Source organism: Pseudonocardia sp. ICBG1293 (genome assembly GCF_020131355.1).
In the GTDB taxonomy this organism is placed as follows: Bacteria; Actinomycetota; Actinomycetes; order Mycobacteriales; family Pseudonocardiaceae; genus Pseudonocardia.
Genome location: NZ_JAHLEL010000022.1, coordinates 36,457 through 56,199 on the forward strand (window position 1 = coordinate 36,457; position 19,743 = coordinate 56,199).

Sequence of the window (19,743 nt, forward strand, 5' to 3'; positions counted from 1 at the left end):
GAATGGTCACCTGGGCATCCGAGGAGAGGCCCGGGTCGAGAGGCGGTTCTGCGCCCGCCGGTCGGCGATCATCAGGACGGTGGCGAAGGCGGCCTGAACGACGACGTAGCCGAGGACGAAGGGCAGCATCACCAGCGCGGAGTGTGTCGTCACCGGGTCCGGCAGCGGGGTGAGCGAGGCGATAGCGACGACCAGCCCGCAGTTGAGCAGTGACAGGCGGGCGTAGCCGGTGCCGTCGCCGTCGGCCTGGCGTCGTGCCAGCTCGAAGACCACGACGAGCCGGAATAGCACTCCGACCATGAGCGCGGCGATGATCGGTGCGCCGACGGTGTAGCCGGGTCCCAGGACCCGCAGGACCGGCCAGCCCAGGGCCGCGCCGAGGGCGAGGAGCGGGATGAACAGCATCAGCATGCGACGTCGTGTCCGGCGGGCGAGCTCGACGGCGCGGTGGGGCTCGCGCGCGGTCTGCACGGCGAGGGAGTTGGTGAAGTACACCGCGGCGGTGTCGATGACGACGGTGGCCTGCCAGGCGATGAAGAACACCGCGCCGATGGCGTTGCCCATTCGGAAGTTCGCCAGCAGCGGGATCTGGTTGTAGAGCAGTACCGCCCCGAGTTGGGCCACCGCGGTCGGGGCTAGGAACCCGGCCATCGTGGCCCGGCTGGGCAGGACACCGGGCCCGCCCGCGGCGGCGAATCTGCGGACCAGGAACCACAGCACGATCGTGCCGACCCCGATCCACACCACGACCGGGATCGCCCAGGACAGCACCATGCCCTGCGATGCCAGGCCTGCCCCGAGCACGGCGAGCAGGCCGATGCGGGCCATGGCGAAGGTCCCGCTGCGCCAGACCGCCAGCCAGGGCCGGCCCGCGGCGACCATGACGAAGTCGTGCACGACGAACACGCCCCACCCGGCACAGCCCAGCACCAGCAGCAACAGGCCGAGCCCGAAGGCGCCCTCACCGGCGGCGACCAAGGCCACCCGCGGGACGAGCAGCCCGTAGACCAGGCCGGCCAGCCCGGACAACGGCATGATCAGCAACAGGCTGCCGAACACCAGCCGCACGGACTTGCGGCCGGCCCCGGGCAGCCACCTCATGATGCCGATACCGAGATTGAGCTGGGCCGCGCCGCCGATTAGCTGCATGGCCGAGACGAACTCCGTCGCCCGCCCGACCTGGTCCTGGGGCATCACCCACGCCGCGATCAGGAACCCCAGAAGGCCGGCGACGGAGTTGAACACCGAGGTGAGCGTCAGAGCCAGCGAGTCCCCCCAACTCACGGCGCCCCGGGGCGATCGCAGAGACGGACCTGGCAGGGGGCATCGCCGCGACGCTACGGCAGCCCCCGCGCGAGCATTCTCGGTATCCGCCAGCAACTGCGCCTGGGTCTCTGGCCTCCGTGCTCGTCCTGTTCACCAGTAGACGTTGTCGGCGATCCATCGCCGGGTTCGGACGACGGGACCGGAGTCGGAGCCGGTCCAGGGGCGAACGGCGAGATCAGTGGCATCGACGAGGAACTCCCGTTCGTCGTGGAGGTATCCCAGGACTCGACTCGGTTCCACGACCGCGACCCACACCCGTCCTAAGAGGTCATTTCAGAACGAGGTCGACGTGTCTGTTGTAGACGACAAGCGGCTATCTGACCTGCCGTTTGATCTGTCGTCGAGGGGTCAATGGAAACTCGACAAGTCGTTCTGAAACGACCTCTAAGCCGACCTCAGCGGGCGCCTGCCGATGCTCGGCGAACCATCGGGCGATGGCCGGATTCGTGGTCCACGACATGCCCTGCCGCCGCTGGCGGACCGCCCCCCGGAACAGTCGGTGGGGCCGCCTCGGGCGCCGACCCGGCCGGCGCCCGCCCGGACTCCAACAGAAGTAGCCAGCATGCTCGACCATGGCCTGCCAGGCCACGGGGCCGTGCAGAGGATCGCGATCAGAACGGAACCGCCAGATCGGCGGCAGCTCGACCGCCATCTCCGCCGGGGTGACGTCACCGGCGCAGAAGCGTCGGTAGAGGCTGATGGCGGCCGCGTCCCACAGGCTGACGGTCATGTTCGCTTCTTTCCGTCGTCGCGAGGGTCCCCGAACTAGACGTTGGCGACGAACATGTCGCCCCGCAAGATCGGGACGAGTGAGCTGGAGTCCAGTTCACTCGCGGTTTGGACGTCGTCCTCATGTCCGCTGTCGATCAGTTCCCGCCCGCTGGCGCATTCACGGAGGAGCTGAGTGATCTGAGCCGAGGCGGTCTCAAACGCCGTTGCTGCGACGAAGGCCTCCGGCGAAAGGTCAGTCCAGCCAAAGCTGTGCAATGCAGAGATCAGTGCGCCTGCTCCTCATAGATCTTCCACGGCAGGGCGGAGGCTCTGGTCTGGCCACTTCTCGCCGGCCGGGATAATTGCGACGCGAATGTCTGGGGCGGCGGCGCGTCGGGCGTGGATCCAACTTGCCACGGCGGCGCGGTTGCGCAGGCTGCAACCGAGCACGTCTGCCTGCGACCTAGCGAGCTCGAAGCTGATCGAAGACCCGTTAGGAGACGGAAGTACGAGACGCTCTAACGATTGAGCGTTCCGGATGCTGGCCGGCGACAAGCTGACCTGACCTGCTCGGGCTTCCGATCTGCCAACGGCGAGAGTCGCAGCACAGGTTAGCAGCGAAAGTGGCGGCCGCGTCCTTTCGCCAGGTCAGCGGATAGACGACGACGCCTCGATCGGCGGCCACGGTCAACGTCGTGGTGAAGCTCAGGACGTCGACGACTACGGCGATATCGCAGTCCGGAACCACAGCAGCGGCTCCGGCGAGACCCCACTCCATGCGGAGCGAATACGCGCTCTGCCCATGGGCAGTCGACCCTGATGTCACGCGGTGAACAGTACTTCGATCAGTGATGCAGCGGATGATCACAGTCGCCCGAGGACTAGTCCATGACGCGCGGCTCCTCGTCGCACCGGCGAAGATTTTCTTCTCCGTGCAGATAGAGTTCCGGGAGGGCAACGGGCGTACCCGGCGGCGTTCCTGGCCCGGCTCGCCCACGCCGCGGGCTACGAGCTGCGCTGGACCGCGATGGACCCGGCCGAGAACAATCATGCGTCCGCGCTCTCGTTGGCAGGTGATAGCTCCGCCCTCCACCGGGTCAGACTCCCTCGTGACCAGTAGCCCGGACCAGATCTGGAGTAGGGAGCCCCTGAGCGCGTTTGGGCGGGCTCCCGGATCGCTGTCGTCACGCCTTCTCGCCGGCCGTGCTGCTACGAACTCGTGGATCCGTTGCTTCACCTGAGCCACCCACCTCCGCAACCCTGCGCGCAACACCACGAACATTTCCGGTGAGACTGGATCTGCGCTGTGCTGCACAGTGGACGACTGTGAGTCACTACGACCTGCACGCCGTGCTCGACTGCGCCGTGTCAGCTGCGCTGACCGCCGGGCGGGAGATCGCCCGCGCGGCGCAGGCGGACGGCGGGCCGGTACTGCGGATGAAGAACGGCGTCGAGCCGGTCACGGACTCCGACCTGCGCTCGGACCGGATCATCCGGGGCGTACTCGGCAGATGCTTCCCAAGCGTCCCGTTGCTGAGCGAAGAGTCCGATGACGTGCCCGTCGTCGGTGAGGGGCCGTTGTGGATCGTCGACCCGATCGACGGCACGGCGAACTTCGCCCGCGGGCACCGCTACGTCGCCGTCTCGATCGCTTTCGCCATCGACGGCATCGTCCGGGTCGGCGTGGTGCACGCCCCCCTGCTGGCCGAGACGTTCACCGCGATCCTCGGCCAGGGCGCCGCTCTGGACGGAGCCCCGATCCGGGTGACCGACCGGTACTCGCTCGCCGCCGCGATCGTCAGCACCGGGTTCCCCCACGTCCGCCCGGACATCGAGGCGCTGGTCGAGCGTATGCGCCGGCTGATCACGCACTGCCAGGACATCCGCCGGGCGTCCTCGCCCGCTCTGGACCTCTCCTGGCTCGCCGCCGGACGCTTGGATGCGCACACCGAGACCCTGCACCCATGGGACGTCGCGGCGGCTGGCCTGATCGCGACCGAGGCCGGCGCAGTGCGCACCCTCCTGCCGGGACCCGCCCGGACGCTGCCGCCGGATCTGAACGGCGCCGAGGTGCTGTTTGCGGTGCCGGGCATCAGTGACCTGCTCAGGCACCTGCTGAGCGAACAGCCGGACCAGCCGCGGAGGGACATCGTGAGCGATCGGGACGTAAGGGCCGCAAGAACGTAGGCATCGTGTGAACCGATTGTTGTCGAACCGGACACCGCGGTAGTTTCTGGGAACCGATCTACCTGATCCGCGGGGGAGTCAGCGCGCTGCCGCGCGTCTCCAGCCAGGAGGTCGCACCCATGAACGCCGACCAGCCCGATCTGTGGCGATCCCAGGGCAGCCCCGCGCCGATTGTGCTGTGGGACATGCTTGACGGTCCGATGCCGCGAGGGCTTCTCGGGGTCGGCGACCCGAACGTCCACCTCGTCGACGACCGGTGGACCCTGTTCGTCGGCGGCTTCACCACCACGTTCCGCAACCGTCTGTTCCGCGCACACCTGGTCGACGAGACGACCGGCCCCAGCGGTCCATGCCGGGGCGACCGCGACCCTCGGGGCCGGGTCCGACCGCTGGGCGCCGACCCGCCGAAGGGCAGTTGGGACGCTGCCGGCATGCACACCCCGAGCTACGTCCCGCCGGCTGCGGGCAACGGCGCCCGGATCTATTACTCGGGCCGGGCGAACGCCAAGCTTTACGGGCCTGGGAGCAGCTACGCGATCGGCGTGCTGGAGCACCTCGACGGCCAGTGGCGGCAGCGCAGAACGCCGGTGCTGGAGGGTGGCGCCCCACGGTGGAGCGTGCTGGAACCGCGCGTCGTTCACTCCGGGGGTCGCTACCGGATGTGGTACCAGGCGAACCCGCACGAGATCGGCCCCGGCGAGCACCCCGACTACGAGCTGCGATGCGTCGAGAGTGAGGACGGCCTGACCGGATGGACACCGCCGCGCGTATCCGCCGGGCCGGACGAGGGCTTCTTCGACATCGCGATCGCGCCGCGCGGCGTCAGGTGGGTGATGCTGCATGCACGCGGGTCCGACCTGCACGACACGGGCGGCTTCCCGCCGCAGGGCCTGTGGTGGAGCACGGCGGCGCACCCCAGCGCCGACCGCGCGGACTGGTCGCAGCCGCGGCGGTTCCTCGACACCGACGCGCCGGGTACTCCCATCTGGATGGCCCGCGGAACCTACGGCCCGGGGCTCGCGTTCGATCCTGCCTATCCCGCTCGCGTCACGGTGCTGCTGACGGGGGTCCGGGACGCACCGCGGTGGCCTCGCCTGATGCTTGGGCGGGTCGCCCGGCTGCGTCGCCCGCCGGTGCCCGCACCGTTCTACCTGTCGGTGGCGTCGCTGACGCTTGATCTGCCGACCTGCTGATCGATGCGCTTAGAGGTCGCGCGGATTGGTCACAGCTTGGCCGCGGTCGAGTGTCTGGGGGCGAGGGCGGGTACGGGCCTGCCGATCATGAAGTTATCTACGCTTCGTGATCGTCTGGAGGCCGCGTGCCCACCCTGCCATCATGGCTGACCGAGCCGTTGTGGGACCAGTTCACCGCGCTGCTGCCTCATCGAGACGAGTTCGATCCCACCCATCCGCTGGGCTGCCATCGCCGCCGGATCGCGGATCGGATCGTGTTCGACAAGCTCCTGCAGGTACTGCGGTTCGGCTGCTCGTATGAGGGCATCGCTGACAGCACCTGCTCGGCGACCACCATCCGCGATCGTCGTGACGAGTGGATCAGGCTCGGGGTCTTCGCCCAGCTGCGTCGGATCGTCCTGGACGCCTACGACCGCATCGTCGGTCTGCTGCTGCACGACATCGCCGTCGATGGCGCCATCACCAAGGCCCCCGGCGGCGGCGAGGTCGCCGGTCCGTCGCCGGTGGACCGGCGCAAACAGGGTATGAAACGTTCGGTGCTCGTCGAGGGATACGGCATCCCGCTGGGCCGAGTCCTGGCCGGAGCCAACCGGCACGACTCCCCGCTACTGGGCCCCACCCTCGACCGCCTCGATGCTCTCGGCCCGCTGCCCGACGACATCACCGTGCACCTCGACGCCGGCTATGACTCCGGCAAGACCCGCGACACGCTGGCCGAACGAGGCCTGCACGGCGAGATCGCGCACAAGGGTGAGAAAGCGCCGATCCAGGCCACCCGCCGCTGGCACGTCGAGCGGACCAACGCTTGGCACAACAGCTTCAACCGGCTGCAGCGCTGCTACGAACGACGAGAAATCGTCGTCGACGCGTTCTTCGACCTCGCCGACACGATCGTCACACTCCGTAGCTTGATTCGGCAGGCCTGGACCACACACCGCTGGAACGCCCGACCTGCACGACGTCCATGATCACCAACCAATCCGCGCGACCTCTTACACGATCGGAGTCCAGATCGGCGTAGGGCTCAGCATGCGGGTGCCGGACGGTGTGGCCTTGCCGGGATCGCATCCACCACGTCGTGACGCGGATGCTTCTGCGGCCGCTCACCAGTCTTCACCGGCGATAGCAACGACGCGATCGGCGTGCTGGTACACACCGGCCGGCCTGCGGGCAGGTGTTGGAGCTGGCCCTGGAGCTCGGGGCGCGGCTGCACTCGTCGGAGACCACCCGTACTCCCGCTCTGCATGCCTCGTGGACAGGCGCCGTGGAGCGATGGGTCGACGGTCGCGGTGGTCGACACCTACGGTCGTTGTCGTGGATCTTCGGCGGCGCATCTCGGACCGTCACGGCGAGTTCCTGCTCTTCGCCGTGACCCCGCCCCGGAAGTCGACCTCGCCGCAGCGGGTGGAGGAGATCGCCGACGCCACGATGGCCCGGTTGCGCCCACTGGGTCTGGATGGCCTTGTGCTCTACGACATCGACGACGAGAGCGATCGCAATGCCGAACAGCGGCCGTTCCCGTTCGTGTCGACGTTGGACCCGGCCGACTACCTTGCGCGGTACCTCACCACGTGGACCGCACCCGCGGTGATCTACCGGGTGGTGGGCAAGTATCCCGAAGCCGAACTGCGGCCCTGGCTCGACGCCCAGGATCCCGAGCAGGTGCTCTCGGTGTTCGTCGGCGCCTCCTCGCGGGACAAGGAGGTCGCGATGTCGCTGAAGCAAGCCCACGGATTGCGGGCCCAGGCCAGCCCGGAGCTCGCGGTCGGTGGAGTCGCCATCCCGGAACGACATACCCGCAGCGGCGACGAACACCTACGGCTGGTCGCGAAACAGGACGCCGGGTGCAGGTTCTTCATCACTCAGGTCGTCTACGACGTGAACGCGGCCAAGAACGTCGTCTCCGACTACCGCCTCGAGTGCATCGCCCGCGACATCGCCCCAGCGCCGATCGTTTTCACTTTCACCGTCGTGGGCTCGACGAAGACCCTGGAGTTCCTGAGCTGGCTCGGGGTGGTGGTACCGCGCTGGATCCAGAACGATTTGATCCACTCCGACGACGTGCTCTCCACCTCCTACGAGCAGTCTTTGTCCTGTGCCCTCGACCTCATCACTTTCTGCCGGCGGCTCGGTGTCCCGTTCGGGCTCAACATCGAGAGTGTGTCCAGCCGCCGCGCCGAGATCGAGCAGGCCGTCCAGCTCGCCGCCCGGCTGGGGCAGGAACTGCACCGCCCGCGCCGATGACTCAGTGGTCATCGTCGGCCGGCGGCACCGCCTGCCTGCTCTGGTGCTCGGCATCATGACCGGCTGGCGGACTGGCACAGGGTCTGGGCTGGTTTCTGCGACAACGAGCCTCCCGCCCCGGGCCCCGCCCCAATCGCGAAGCCGCGCGGTCTTCCGTCCGAGGGCGCCACGCTGAGAAGCCAGTGCACGAGGAAGCGCTGGGGTGTCAGTCAGGGTGAGCGGCGATGGTCAGGGCGGTGACGTAGGGCTCGTCCAGCTCGCCGTCGGGAAACGTAGCGCGCAGGTAGCTGATCTCGTCGGTGAGGAAGCGCTCCCGCTCGTCGTCGGGCATCGCGACGACATAGGACTGAGTGGCGAGGTTCGCCACGTGCCGGTCGGGGCTTGAAGGGCGGGTCCAACGAAACGAGTGGTGCTCCGCCACGAGGCCGAACGGAGCTTCACCAAGCCGCTCACCGAGGTCGGAGCCAGCGAAAGCGTGGTAGCGGGGCGCCGCTTGTCGGAGGCGGTCCCGCTGCTCAGACACCCAGCCAACGGTGAAGTCGGGGACGTTCCACCACACAGCGAGACGCCCGCCTGGTCGCAGCACTCGCATCGCCTCGGGCACGGACCGCTCGGGGTCAGTCCAGTGCAGCGCTTGAGCGTAGGTCACCAAGTCGAACGAGTCGTCGCTGAAAGGGAGCTTGTCACCCGATGACTGCACGGTATCGACGCCGGGCAACGCCTCCCTCAGCTGGGCCAGCATGTTGTCCGCTGGGTCGACCGCCACCACCGAAGCGCAACAGGCGTGCAGCACGGCTGTCGCGATACCCGTGCCCGCTCCGATGTCTGCGGCGAACACTTCGTCGAGCGGTGTCGCGAGCGCATCGGCGATCCGCTCATACACCTGTGCGGGGTAGATCGGGCGGTGGCCTGCGTATGCACTGGCCACCTTGTCGAATAGCTCGCTGGCACGTTCCTGCCGGGCACCATCGTCCGTCATGTCCCTGCCTTCCTTCGAATGACTCATTCGACTAGTTGACGTGCTCGCTCGACGTCTGGTCGGCGACTTAACCGTGACGCTTCGCAAGTCGTTTCTCCATGCTCGCTTGCCGCCGGGTAGGCCGCGTTCGCCGTTCTGACTCATCAGTATGAGGAACGGGCTCTTGGACACGGCAAGTCCCGGGCGCGCCGGATTGTCGCTTCGTCGATGTCGCCGTAGGCGGATAAGAAGCGCTCGGCGCTGCCGTCCGGAGGCAGTACCCAGGCAGCGGCGAGGTCGACTGCGGGGTCGCCGGCGACCAGCGCGGGTCGCCCACGGACGCCGGCGCGGTCAGGATGCGTGTCGGTGACCTGGCCGGCCTTCGCAGGGGCCCTCAACGACTCCACGGTGTGTACTCGAATGTGTACGCGTTCGGGTACTCTGCGCTGTGTGTGGGTGCCTGAGGTGTTGTCGTTTCGTGAGTTCCGTACGGCGTTGGCGGCGACGTTGAAGCGGGTGCAGGAGCCCGAGGCCGAGCCGGTGTTCGTGGGTGCTCATCGCAAGCCCGAGGCGGTGGTGATGTCGGTGGCCCGCTACGAGCAGCTCATCGGGGCTGCGCAGCGACGGGCCGATGTCGAGGAGGCGCTCGCCTCGGTCCGGGCCGAGGGCCTGGAGCCGAGCACGGTGGGTCTGGCTCTGCTCGACGGTGTCGCCGCCGGCTCGTTGAGTACCGGCGAGGCTCGTGAGCGTGTCTTGGCCCGTTACCGCCGTTGACCGGCCCGGACCCCTACCTCGACCTCGACACCGGCGTTCTGCGGAACCGGCTGGGGATCACCGATCCGGCAGAGCTCGCCCAGGCCGAGGCCGAGCTCACCGCGCTACGCCTGATCGAGCTGCGCGAGCAGCTGCTGCCCGGGCGCTACGACCTGGACCATCTGCAGGACTTCCACCACCACATTTTCAGCGACCTCTACGACTGGGCCGGGCAGCTGCGCACCGTGTCCATCGGCAAGGGACAGCTGTTCTGCCTGCCTCAACACCTCGAGACCTTCGCCGCCGACATCTTCGATCGCCTCCACACCCAGCACGTGCTGCGGGGGCGTGACCTCGACGGCTTCGTCACCGGCCTGGCCGAGCTACTGGGCGACATCAACGCCCTGCACCCGTTCCGGGAGGGCAACGGGCGCACCCAGCGGGCGTTCCTGGCCCAGCTCGCCCACGACGCCGGCTACGAGCTGCGCTGGACCACGATGGACCCCGCCGAGAACAACCGCGCGTCCGCGCTCTCGCTGGCCGGCGACACCACCGCCCTGCACACCATGCTCGCCCGCCTCATCAGGCCACTCCGTCAGCTACCCCAGTCACGGCCGGCATCCACCGACAGCTGAGCAGCGCCTCCGCCTCGACCTCGGTCCAGCCGGGGGGCGTACTCGCTGCACGCCATCGGCCTCAGCTCGCCGACCTTCCAGGGCAACTTCGTGTGGCTCCTGCTGGGGACGGCCGCGGCGGGCTTCGTGGCGTACGCCGGACGCGACGGGGAAGCTGTTCGAGCCGCTGCTCGAGGCCAACCGGCGGTGCGCGGACACCGCCACCGGCCTGGCCGTCCTCGGCGTCGACCCGAGAAGCTGCACGCCGCCAAGGGCTACGGCTACCCCTGCTGCCGGCGCTACCTGCACCGGCGCGGGATCGAGGACAAGGCCAAGCTCGGGCGCCACCGCTAGGTCGTGGAACGCACCGTGTCCTGGCTGCTCCGCTTCAAGCGCCTCGGTCTGCGTCACGACCGCACCGAAGCCACCCTGCGCCCGCTGTTGCTGCTCGCCGTGTCGTTCATCAACCTCCGTCGCCTCGTGATGCACAGCGAGGACCGGCCTGCGTCCCGGTCCGCGTCAGGCTAGCCACTCCTCCAGCCGGTCGACCGATCCGGCGCTCGGGTACGAACTGCGACCTTCGCTGCCGTGCCTCACCGACCGCTCCTGCTGGTTCTCCCGGTCCTGCTGCTCCTACTGACCATGCCGTCTGCTGCGGCAGCCTCCCCGCCCGTGGCCGCCATCGCGGCTCAGGTCGATGCGGAGGCCGCACACAGCGGTCTGCCGGGATTCGCCGTCACGGTGACGCGCGGCACCTCGCTGCTCTGTGCCGGCGGCCGCGGCGTCGATCATGCTGGCGCACCGATGACCGCTACGACCCCGCTTAGCCTGGCGTCACTGAGCAAGTCGTTTACCGCTGTCGCCGCCGTGCGCCTCGCCGCCCGGGGCGAGATCGCCCTCGACCGCCCCGTCGTGGCCCAGCTGGCGGAGTTCGACACGGCAGACCCGCGCGGCGCGCTCATCACGCCGCGCCATCTGCTCACCCAGACTTCCGGTCTCACCGATGCGACCGCTCACGCCGAGGCCATCGACAATGCGTGGGACCCGGCCGGTGCGGTCGCGCGCTTGCACAGCGCGACCCTTGCGGCCGGTCCTGGTGCTCGGTTCGCCTACACCAACGCCAACTACGAGGTCATTGCGCGCTTGCTGGAGGTGGCCGGCGGTGCGCCGTTCGCCGAGATCTTGCGGCGGGAAGTCTTCGCGCCGCTGGGCATGGTCGACACCCGCGTGGGGGCGCGTACCGACACCCAGCCCGGGGCGGTGTCCGTGCTGGGGGTGTGGGCGCCCCGCACTTGGCCGGCCTCGCTGCTGTCCTCGGGAGGCGCCGCAGGGGTCGTGTCCACCGCTCGCGATATGGGCCGATGGTTCGGCTTTCAGAACGGTGACGGCGCTCCGCTACTGTCCGCGCGCGACCTCACCTCGATGCACGTCCCCGGCGACCCTCGACGGACCTACGCCATGGGCTGGATCGTCGACGACGCCACCGCCGACCATCCAGTGCTCGGACACACCGGCAGCATGCTGACCCGCAGCTCGGCGCAGATCATTGATCCCCGCACCGGCATCGGGGTCGCGGTGGCCACCGAAAGCGCGTCGATGTCGGACGACACCTACGAGATGGCCCGACGGCTCTATGCCACGGCTGCCGGCGCGCCCGTCGACCCGCCGCCGCCCGTGCGGCAGATCGTCGACGGAGTCCTGGCCGGAGCCTCCTTGCTCGCAGCGATACTGGGCGCGCTCGGCGTCGCCCGAGCACGCCGATGGTCCGAGCGGCGAGCCTCGTCCCGACGGTGGACCGTGGTGCTGCGCCTACTCCCCTCGGCAGCCGCCCTCGCCGTGATGCTGGGTCTGCCCTGGATCGGCGGCGTGCTGTTCGGCCGAACGCTGACCTGGGCGGTGCTGTTTACCTTCCTGGCGTCGGTCACGACCCTCGTGGTCGTAGCGGGTACTGCGGGGGCGGTGACGCTGGTTGCTCGCGTCGCGGCGCTGCGCCGGATCGCTCGGCTAGGCTCCGGTTCGTGAGGGCGCTTCGTGTGGCCGGGCACGCAGTGCTCGTCCTCGCGGGGCTGGTCGCCGGGCTGGGCCTCGACGGGGGCCTGCAACCGTGGTCAGGTCCGCTGTACGTCGTGCTGATTGTCGCCGCGGCGGCCATCGGCCGTTACCGCCCCGTCCGCGGTGCCGCGTGGGCGCTGCTGCCCGGCGGGGCCCTCATGGTCGTGGTCGCCGTTCTCGATGTGTGGGAGGCGGTGTCCGCGGTCGTGGTCGCGGGGTTGACGGTGGCTTTGCCGTGGTCGTTGGCTCAGGCGCGGCGCCAGCAGGTCGAGCTGCTCGCGACCGAGCGGGCGCGCAGCGAAGCTCTGATCGCCGAGCGGAGCGCTGTCGCCGAACAGGCACGCCTGGCCGAGCGCTCACGGCTCGCCGCCGACATCCACCACACCCTCGGTCATGAACTCGCACTGCTCGGAGTGCGCGCCGGCGCCCTGGAGCTCAGCGGCGATTCATCCTCCCAGCGCGACGCCGCGGCCGCCCTCCGCGCCTCCGCCGCTGCCGCCACGGACCACCTGCGCCGCGCCCTCGACCTGCTCGAACCCGCTTGCCCGCCCACCTCCGTCGACGCCGTAGTGGAGCGGGCCCGACGTGCTGGACTGGAGGTCGAGCTCACGCGCGTCACCGCCGACACCCTGGACACCGAGGACCTGCCGGAGCCGTTGGCCCGCCTCGCCGAACACGTCGTCCGAGAAGGCATCGCCAACGCCGCCCGCCACGCCAACGGCGCGCTGATCACCGTCTACTACACCGTTGAGCCGGCCGGGCTCGTCCTCCGCGTCGTGAACGGAACCGGTCGGGCAGGTGAGCCCGGCACCGGGCGTGGACTCGCCCAGCTGCGCCAGCAGGCCCGCGCCCTCGGTGCACAGGTGCACGCCGGACCAGCCGGCGACGGCTGGATCACCGAGCTCCGGGCCCCGCGTTGATCCGCGTCCTGCTCGCCGATGACGAAGCACTCATCCGAGCCGGTCTGCGCAGCATCCTCGAGACCGATGACGACATCACCGTTGTGGCCGAAGCGTCCAACAGCCGCGAGGCCATCACTCTCACCGAGGCACACAGACCTGACGTTGTATTGCTCGACGTTCGGATGCCCGGTCCGACACCCGCCGGGGACGGTCTCGACACGATCGAGCACCTGCGCCGCCACCAGCCCGGTATCGCGGTCACCGTGCTCACCACCTTCGACGAGGACGAGTACGTCGCCCGTGCCGTCCGCGCCGGAGCCGCCGGCTTCCTGCTCAAGGCCGCCGACCCGCGAGAGCTGCTCGCCGCGATCCGCGCCACTGCCGACGGCGATGGCTACCTCTCCCCACGAATCACCGCACGCGTCCTGCGCCGGCTCCAGAGCCGGCCCGACGAGGACAGCGACAGTGAACGCGTCCGAGCCCGAAAGCTCGTTGCCACCCTCACCGACCGCGAGCGCGACGTGCTGGCCCTGCTCGCCCGAGGCCTGTCCAACCACGAGATCGGCCGCGAACTCTTTGTCTCGGAAGGCACCGTGAAGGCACATCTCAGCGCCCTGCTGGCCCGGCTCGGTGTGGACAACCGGGTCCGCGCCGCCGTCATCTGGACAGCCGCAAGCCAGCAATGAACACCAAAAGTCACAGACCCGCAGCGACACCTCAGAGGTTCTGAGACCAGACCTAAGAGGTCGTTTCAGAACGACTTGTCGAGTTTCCATTGACCCCTCGACGACAGATCAAACGGCAGGTCAGATAGCCGCTTGTCGTCTACAACAGACACGTCGACCTCGTTCTGAAATGACCTCTAAGGGAGCCCTTCAATCTGACCCCTCGGGCAACGGTGAACTCGGATCCCCAGCCGGAGTCCGTTGGTCCCGGAGCTCAACGGTGAGCGGCAGCAATCTTTCGAGGCGATACCCGAGGTCGGTCGCGGTGCTGGCGATGCCAGGCAGATCGGGGCGAGGCCTGAAAGTCACAGTGGTGCCTGTCGTCCCATCGGTTGGTGCGGGACTCAGGTCCTGGACGGGCAGGTCGTGCTCGTAGCGTTGGGTCCAGGCACCGTCATGGCGGCGGTTGGTGTGAACGAGGACGTCGCTGGAGCCTGCGACGACGGACATGCCCCGGCGCGGGAAGCCGTCGAGGAGAAGCTCGGCGGTGGGGTCGTCGAAGAACCGAACGTCTCGGGTGGCCATAACGGGTTTGCGCACGAGGCGGCCGGTGTGATTAGTGCGTGTGTCGGTACCGCGCCCGTTGTCTGTGACGTCGATGGTGCCGTCGGCGTGCAGCGTGACGGTGGCGTGCCCGGTCCCCTTACTGGACGCTTCGTCCCGAGCGTAGGCGAGGACTTCGAGGAGGAGGTGCCAGACCGAGCGCGCGAAGGTAGACGGGTCAGCCTGGATGCGTCGAATGTGCTCGAGGTCGAGCGTGCGGGTCCACTCGTGCGTGGTCACGGCCCAGTTCTCGGGATGGCTTTGCACCCGAGCCAGGATGACAGCGGCGTTCTCCGGTGTCATTCGCTGTGACCTGCGGTCCGGTGCCCGAGGGGCAGCGAGTGCCCGCTCTAGGCCCGCCCGGATCGGGGATCGGCTGCGGGACCTACAGATCGACTGTCATAATCTTTGTTATCGGCTTACTGCTTCCGACTCCGCACGTGTAGCCCGCCGGTCGGCCAGGAGCGAGCGAGCCGCTACCGAGGCTGACACTCACCTCGAGGATGCAGACGACCTCGTCGGCCACGATCTGACGCATCCCTGGTGATGCCGTCATCGTTCAGGCTGCGTTGTAGGCAGCCCGCGCTGCCTTGGCTTTCTCCCAATCCTCCTGGACATCTCCGACGGTCGGTTTGGTGCTCATGTACTCGACCGCGTGAGAGTGCCCGGTCATGCGCTCGCACGCGCGGTCGAAGAGAGGCTCGATGATCGCGATCGCGTCATCAAGGCGGGAACTGTCGATCTTGGACAAGCGCGTCATCATGATATTCTTGCGGTAACGCTGCGTGACGTTTTGCAGCAGCTCCTGCTCTACGAAAGCCTCGCACCAGGCGCGGATCAGGTCGTATGTCTCCTTGATGAGCGCATCTTGAACTACAGGTTCGGCACTGAGCATCTCCTGCAGTTTGACGTTGATCCGCTTCGCGAGGTCAGCGGGCGTGTCCAACCTCGGCTCGACGTCCGCCGCCAGGATTCCCTTGGTCTCGCCGCCATCGCGGACCTCGTAGATGCGTGTTCGGAGTTTCTTGTTCTGCCGAGCCGCGATGAGCGCCGACGCGAACATAATGTTGTGAGTCAAGACAACGACCTGGTGCGTCTCGGCAAGGTTCTGGATACGAGCCGCGACCTCGTCGAGCCGACGATAGTCGAGACTCGTCACTGGGTCGTCGAAGATCAACGGCGCTTTCGTCCCCCGCATCCGGCTTTCGGCGAGGAAGTCCGCCAACGCCAAGACCTTCTGCTCACCTTCTGAGAGCACAGCGGACGGCTTGTAGGACGCGACCGCCTTCTTACGTTGAGCCTGCCCGCTCCTACCTTGGAATCGGAGCGCGACCTGTGGCGCGCGCAGGCGGGCGCACTCTTCGACGAAGAGCGTCTCGAAGTTCTTGTTCACGAGATCCTCGCTCGCGAGTTTCGACTGCACCGTGAGCTGCTTCGATGCACCGCTCGATATGACACGAGAGAGCTTCTCGAGTTGCTGAGCTCGTCGCGCGCGTCGCACATACTCGCGGGCGGCGGCAAGGTTTCGGTTCAGCTCGATGCGCGCGACGAGCTCCGAGACGGCCCTCTGCTTCTCGGCGAGCGCGGTAGCAGCGTTGGCCTTGTCGTCCGCCATCTGCCGCACGGCGACACTCAGAGTCTCCAGTTCTGTTGACACGGCGATAGCAACCCCACGTGCATCCTCGCGGAGCGTGCCCTGATTGATTGGCTGTCCGTCAGCGGTGTCCTGCGCGATGACACGCATCGCCCCGAGAACCTCACACGCTTGGTGTGCCCATGCAGGAGGTATCTCGCGGTCCTGCTGCTCCGAGGCGAACTCGATCGCGCGGGTGAGTTCTGCTTCGTTGACGGTGAACTTCGAAGCCGCCAGCGTGGCGTTCGCATCTTGCACCTGACGGATGAGCGTCTCGTCCAGGAACGTGCGGTAGCGAGTGAGCAGGTTTAGAGGTCATTTCAGAACGAGGTCGACGTGTCTGTTGTAGACGACAAGCGGCTATCTGACCTGCCGTTTGATCTGTCGTCGAGGGGTCAATGGAAACTCGACAAGTCGTTCTGAAACGACCTCTTAGAGCCGTCGGACTGAGTTCCTGCATGCAGTACAAGCAGGAGTCGCCGGTGGCCGGGTAGTGCTCACGGCCAAGGTGCTGTCGATACGAGTCGCCGGCAACGATGAAATCTTGCCACTCTTCATCCGGAGTTCCTGGCAGTTCGTCCTGGCTGAAGAGCTGTTCCCGTGCCTCCGCTCTCCGCTGCTCGGCCTGTCCAAGCTTGGATCGCGCCATCTCATAGGCGGCCGCGTTGAATTTCTGCGCGGCGTTGAGGATGCCGAGCAAGCGTGTGAGTTGCCGCTCCGTCTCCTGAGAACTAGAGAGGATCGCGTCGAGAGAGTTCGAGCGCAGCGCGGCGACCTCGCCTTCCAGCCGTTCGCGGTCGGACTCCGCGTCATCGGGCAGCGTTGCGAGGGCGTCAAGTTCCGCAAGGTCGGTGGCGGCACCGAGCGTCTCGATCACGGGGTACACCTTCGTGCCGCGTGCGAACCGTGAGAGTAACGGGTTGCTCCCTGGCGCGAGGGTGCTCACCTCCGATGCAATCCGCTGCTGCACTCCTTGTATGCCCGTGGCGACGTGAGCAAACAGCGCGAGTTCCGCGGGCGTGTAGACATAGCCCAGGTCGCTGTCGACATGCAGGGAGACCGCACTGGCGTCGAATACACTGATGCGAGTAAACGGTGTCAGGCCAGCTTCATCGCGCCATCGAACCGACGACTCAGTGCCGGACAGACGATAGGTGATGTCTGCGCTGGGAGATGACGGAGTGTCGAGATACACGGCGTGTGCGTTCGGCAAGATATCCTCGGCCGTGCGCACGGCCGATATCCGCTTCAGGATTCGCGCATACCCGGTTTTCCCTGATCCGTTCTGCCCGAACAGCACCGTCAGCTCCGAATCAAAACCGAGTTCCTGGTCCGCAGCGAGTGCGTTGACACCTTCGATGCTTGCCAGACTGACCAGTTCGAGCGTGTCCTCCTCCGCTGCATCTACCGCCACCAGCTCGAGCTTGGGGATGTCGGGGGCGTCACTGTCACCGAGACCCTTCTCGGCGAGGAAGGTGGCATACGCGGCGTTCAGCAGGGGGTCACTTGGGGCCTGCCGGGAGAGAATAGTTTCAGCGGTGAGCTCACGCACCCACGCGTCCTGCCCGTTCGCCCATTCCACCAGCAGGCGTCGGGGCGTCGCATCTCCCAAGTTGACCGAGACCTCATCGGCGGTCACGTCTACCTCCGTCCTAGCGAACGGTGTCAGGAGATGCGTGTCACCGATCTATCTTGAACAGTCATGATGCCCGAACTTCGGGGCGGAGCGAAGACGACACGGCGACCACGCCGGCGCAGCCATCGTCGCTTACAACGGCGGTCCGATTCGCTGTGCGCCCGTGCGGCGCGATGGCCCGTGGTCAGGTTGCTCAGCATGGGCGAAGTTCTGCGACCGGTCGAGCGCGGTCATCGCCATGATGTCAGTGAAGTTGCGGTGACTTTGGTCTTCTACGGGGCCATCTCGTTGCGCAAGATCCCGTCATTAGGCCGGCGTGACGGTCTGGGTGAGCGGGGCCGGTCGGTCTCGACTGGCGCACGTGCGATATTCCAGATCTGCGGTACTCGTCGTCTGGAGCCACTCCAGCGGGCCTGACGGAGGAGTGTCTCGGAGATGAGCGGACTACCAGTCACACGTGCAGTTCTGAGCGCTCGCCTCGGGCGATCTGCCCGCGGAACACGGCGTCGAACGGGCTGCTCGGCTCGTCGTCGAGCGAATCGACGAACACCGCCACGATCCGGCCGCGCTCTCCCGCCGCGATGCGGTCGAGCATCGCTCGCCACGCGACCAGGTTCGGATGCCGGTACATGAGCGCGGCCTCCGCCGGTGCCAGGAGATCCACCGCTCTCCGCAGATCCGCGGGCGTCAGATCGTAGGTTCCCGTGCCAGTACGGCGGCCGGTCACGATGCCGAGCACCAAGGCCGGCAGGCGGTGCAGCCAGCCGACGTTGACCACCGGGAACGACCACGAGACGGCCTCGTCGGTCGGGACGAACGCGACACCGTAGGCCGCCGTCGGGGTCCAGCCAGGCATCTGAACGGTGAAGCGGTCCACTGCGGCCCGGATCAGCTCTACCGTTGGCCACTGTTCGTCGAAATTCATGGCGCACCCTTACCGGTCCGCAGCGGCCGGCCGGTAGTGAGTTTCTGGTCGTCTGGCACCTGTCGCTTGCGATGGCCGTGGAACAGCCACAGCGGACGGAGCGCCCTACGCAACATCGATGTGTCAGGGCGCCCACTGCCACCGCAGGACCGATCTCATCGAACAGAGGCGCTCCTGAGATGCGGATACGAGACCCGGGATTGTCCGAAGGATCGTGTGTGGCGGTGTTCTTCCCGGCTGAAACGACTCCGCTTCAGGCTGCCGGACCACCGCCACACACGATCGTTCGGACAATCCCAGTCGGTGCAGCTCAGGTGCGGCGCCACCACCAGGGAAGTGACGGATCGGCGGTGGAATTGTTCAGAGTCTTGTTTAGAGGTCATTTCAGAACGAGGTCGACGTGTCTGTTGTAGACGACAAGCGGCTATCTGACCTGCCGTTTGATCTGTCGTCGAGGGGTCAATGGAAACTCGACAAGTCGTTCTGAAACGACCTCTTAGGAACCGGGCGTCGAGCTGGGCGATCTGGCGGCGGAGCGATGCGCGACGATGCCGAGGTAGGGCGTGCAGAGCCTGTTCGAGGACGTCTCGGCTGAACGGGCCGATGAACTGGACCCAGTCGTTGTTCTCTCGCTGGAGCGTGGAACGTGGTTTGAGGGTGACGCGACGCCACGAGAGAAGATCGGTGTGGACGCTGCCCGAGGTGAGCTGTGGCCGGTCGAGTCGGTCGAGCGCCCGGCTGGTCGAGAGCGGAACACCGTGGATGGCAGTCGGGCGCGGCTGACGCTGGTTTCTCGCCCGTACCTGGGCGGGGCGCTTACGCGGCATGGACCTTCCGGATCGGAGCCATGCAGCCAGCCTCCCAGGATCCGGCGGGCGCGGGAAGGGCAGGGGAGTCCGCCCTGTTCAGGGGCGTTTCCCGCGGGCGGGTCTACCTCGTGTCGGTCGTCGTGGGCGCCACACCTGGTCGCTTCCGCCTGTGCGGCTGAGACACGCGATAATCTCCCGTTATCTGACCTATCCCCACGAACCACGAGGTCACAGCCCTGCATCCTCCATATCCGCCCGAAAAATTCCGGATACTACGGCGCCCCCGAAACGATCGGTAGCTCGATAATATATGCAAGGGCAAGCAGCACGAACAAACTTGCTCCTAAAATGGGATAGGTATCATGCCTCTTCGGTGATGTCAGCAAAGCTATTAAGAGGTCGTTTCAGAACGACTTGTCGAGTTTCCATTGACCCCTCGACGACAGATCAAACGGCAGGTCAGATAGCCGCTTGTCGTCTACAACAGACACGTCGACCTCGTTCTGAAATGACCTCTAAGCGCCATATTGCA

General features: G+C 67.1%; 17 protein-coding genes and 1 pseudogene. 10 read left to right on the forward strand and 8 right to left on the reverse strand.

Annotated elements, in window-relative coordinates:
• Positions 1-6 precede the first annotated feature (6 nt).
• The 3 genes from KPF47_RS11875 to KPF47_RS40830 form a co-directional block, all read right to left on the reverse strand.
• Positions 7-1,284, reverse strand: coding sequence for a hypothetical protein (locus KPF47_RS11875; protein WP_224388916.1), 1,278 nt, complete (start codon positions 1,282-1,284; stop codon positions 7-9).
• A 355-nt stretch (positions 1,285-1,639) separates the two neighbouring features.
• Positions 1,640-2,056, reverse strand: coding sequence for a hypothetical protein (locus tag KPF47_RS11880; protein WP_224388918.1), 417 nt, complete (start codon positions 2,054-2,056; stop codon positions 1,640-1,642).
• 35 nt (positions 2,057-2,091) lie between these two features.
• Complete coding sequence (locus KPF47_RS40830) at positions 2,092-2,313, reverse strand: 2-phosphosulfolactate phosphatase (protein ID WP_374108831.1); 222 nt, start codon at positions 2,311-2,313, stop codon at positions 2,092-2,094.
• 1,050 nt (positions 2,314-3,363) lie between these two features.
• On the opposite strand from KPF47_RS40830, the gene KPF47_RS11890 reads away from it, so the two are divergent.
• The 4 genes from KPF47_RS11890 (at position 3,364) to KPF47_RS11905 (ending at position 7,661) form a co-directional block, all read left to right on the forward strand.
• Positions 3,364-4,224 carry an inositol monophosphatase family protein gene (locus KPF47_RS11890; RefSeq protein WP_224388920.1) on the forward strand — a complete coding sequence of 287 codons (861 nt, stop codon included), beginning with the start codon at positions 3,364-3,366 and terminating at the stop codon, positions 4,222-4,224.
• Positions 4,225-4,343: 119 nt separating this feature from the next.
• The gene (locus tag KPF47_RS11895; RefSeq protein WP_224388922.1) at positions 4,344-5,417 is read left to right on the forward strand and encodes a hypothetical protein; all 1,074 of its coding nucleotides are present in this window, start codon (positions 4,344-4,346) and stop codon (positions 5,415-5,417) included.
• Positions 5,418-5,542: 125 nt separating this feature from the next.
• Positions 5,543-6,385, forward strand: a complete 843-nt coding sequence (locus KPF47_RS11900; protein ID WP_224386276.1) for an IS5 family transposase — start codon at positions 5,543-5,545, stop codon at positions 6,383-6,385.
• Between the two features lie 346 nt (positions 6,386-6,731).
• Positions 6,732-7,661, forward strand: a complete 930-nt coding sequence (locus tag KPF47_RS11905) for a methylenetetrahydrofolate reductase (RefSeq protein ID WP_224388924.1) — start codon at positions 6,732-6,734, stop codon at positions 7,659-7,661.
• A 205-nt stretch (positions 7,662-7,866) separates the two neighbouring features.
• Here KPF47_RS11905 and KPF47_RS11910 read toward each other — a convergent pair whose 3' ends face one another.
• Positions 7,867-8,640, reverse strand: coding sequence for a class I SAM-dependent methyltransferase (locus tag KPF47_RS11910; RefSeq protein WP_224388926.1), 774 nt, complete (start codon positions 8,638-8,640; stop codon positions 7,867-7,869).
• A gap of 444 nt (positions 8,641-9,084) precedes the next feature.
• Between KPF47_RS11910 and KPF47_RS11915 the strand changes: the two genes are divergently transcribed.
• The 6 genes and pseudogenes from KPF47_RS11915 to KPF47_RS11940 all read left to right on the forward strand — a co-directional run bounded on the left by KPF47_RS11915 (position 9,085) and on the right by KPF47_RS11940 (position 13,626).
• The gene (locus tag KPF47_RS11915) at positions 9,085-9,393 is read left to right on the forward strand and encodes a type II toxin-antitoxin system Phd/YefM family antitoxin (RefSeq protein WP_224388928.1); all 309 of its coding nucleotides are present in this window, start codon (positions 9,085-9,087) and stop codon (positions 9,391-9,393) included.
• Positions 9,390-10,007 (forward strand): Fic family protein, encoded by a 618-nt coding sequence (locus tag KPF47_RS11920; RefSeq protein WP_224388930.1) that lies wholly within the window; start codon positions 9,390-9,392, stop codon positions 10,005-10,007. Before KPF47_RS11915 ends, KPF47_RS11920 begins: the two co-directional genes overlap by 4 nt.
• 180 nt (positions 10,008-10,187) lie before the next feature.
• Positions 10,188-10,514, forward strand: a pseudogene (locus tag KPF47_RS11925) (hypothetical protein); the annotation flags it as partial.
• 144 nt (positions 10,515-10,658) lie between these two features.
• Positions 10,659-12,008: a serine hydrolase gene (locus tag KPF47_RS11930; protein ID WP_224388931.1), complete on the forward strand. Its 1,350-nt coding sequence runs from the start codon at positions 10,659-10,661 to the stop codon at positions 12,006-12,008.
• The gene (locus tag KPF47_RS11935) at positions 12,005-12,958 is read left to right on the forward strand and encodes a histidine kinase (protein ID WP_224388933.1); all 954 of its coding nucleotides are present in this window, start codon (positions 12,005-12,007) and stop codon (positions 12,956-12,958) included. The genes KPF47_RS11930 and KPF47_RS11935 overlap by 4 nt, the downstream gene beginning before the upstream one ends.
• Positions 12,955-13,626: a response regulator transcription factor gene (locus tag KPF47_RS11940; RefSeq protein WP_224388935.1), complete on the forward strand. Its 672-nt coding sequence runs from the start codon at positions 12,955-12,957 to the stop codon at positions 13,624-13,626. Before KPF47_RS11935 ends, KPF47_RS11940 begins: the two co-directional genes overlap by 4 nt.
• Before the next feature lie 189 nt (positions 13,627-13,815).
• Here KPF47_RS11940 and KPF47_RS11945 read toward each other — a convergent pair whose 3' ends face one another.
• The 4 genes from KPF47_RS11945 to KPF47_RS11960 all read right to left on the reverse strand — a co-directional run bounded on the left by KPF47_RS11945 (position 13,816) and on the right by KPF47_RS11960 (position 18,402).
• The gene (locus tag KPF47_RS11945) at positions 13,816-14,448 is read right to left on the reverse strand and encodes an ATP-binding protein (RefSeq protein WP_224388937.1); all 633 of its coding nucleotides are present in this window, start codon (positions 14,446-14,448) and stop codon (positions 13,816-13,818) included.
• Positions 14,449-14,767: 319 nt separating this feature from the next.
• Positions 14,768-15,952: an AAA family ATPase gene (locus KPF47_RS11950; RefSeq protein WP_308015383.1), complete on the reverse strand. Its 1,185-nt coding sequence runs from the start codon at positions 15,950-15,952 to the stop codon at positions 14,768-14,770.
• A gap of 13 nt (positions 15,953-15,965) precedes the next feature.
• On the reverse strand, positions 15,966-17,480 hold the full coding sequence (locus tag KPF47_RS11955; protein WP_224388939.1) for an ATP-binding protein: 1,515 nt from the start codon (positions 17,478-17,480) through the stop codon (positions 15,966-15,968).
• A gap of 448 nt (positions 17,481-17,928) precedes the next feature.
• Entirely contained in the window at positions 17,929-18,402 is a 474-nt protein-coding gene (locus KPF47_RS11960; RefSeq protein ID WP_224388941.1) for a hypothetical protein, read from the reverse strand.
• Between the last annotated feature and the right edge of the window lie 1,341 nt (positions 18,403-19,743).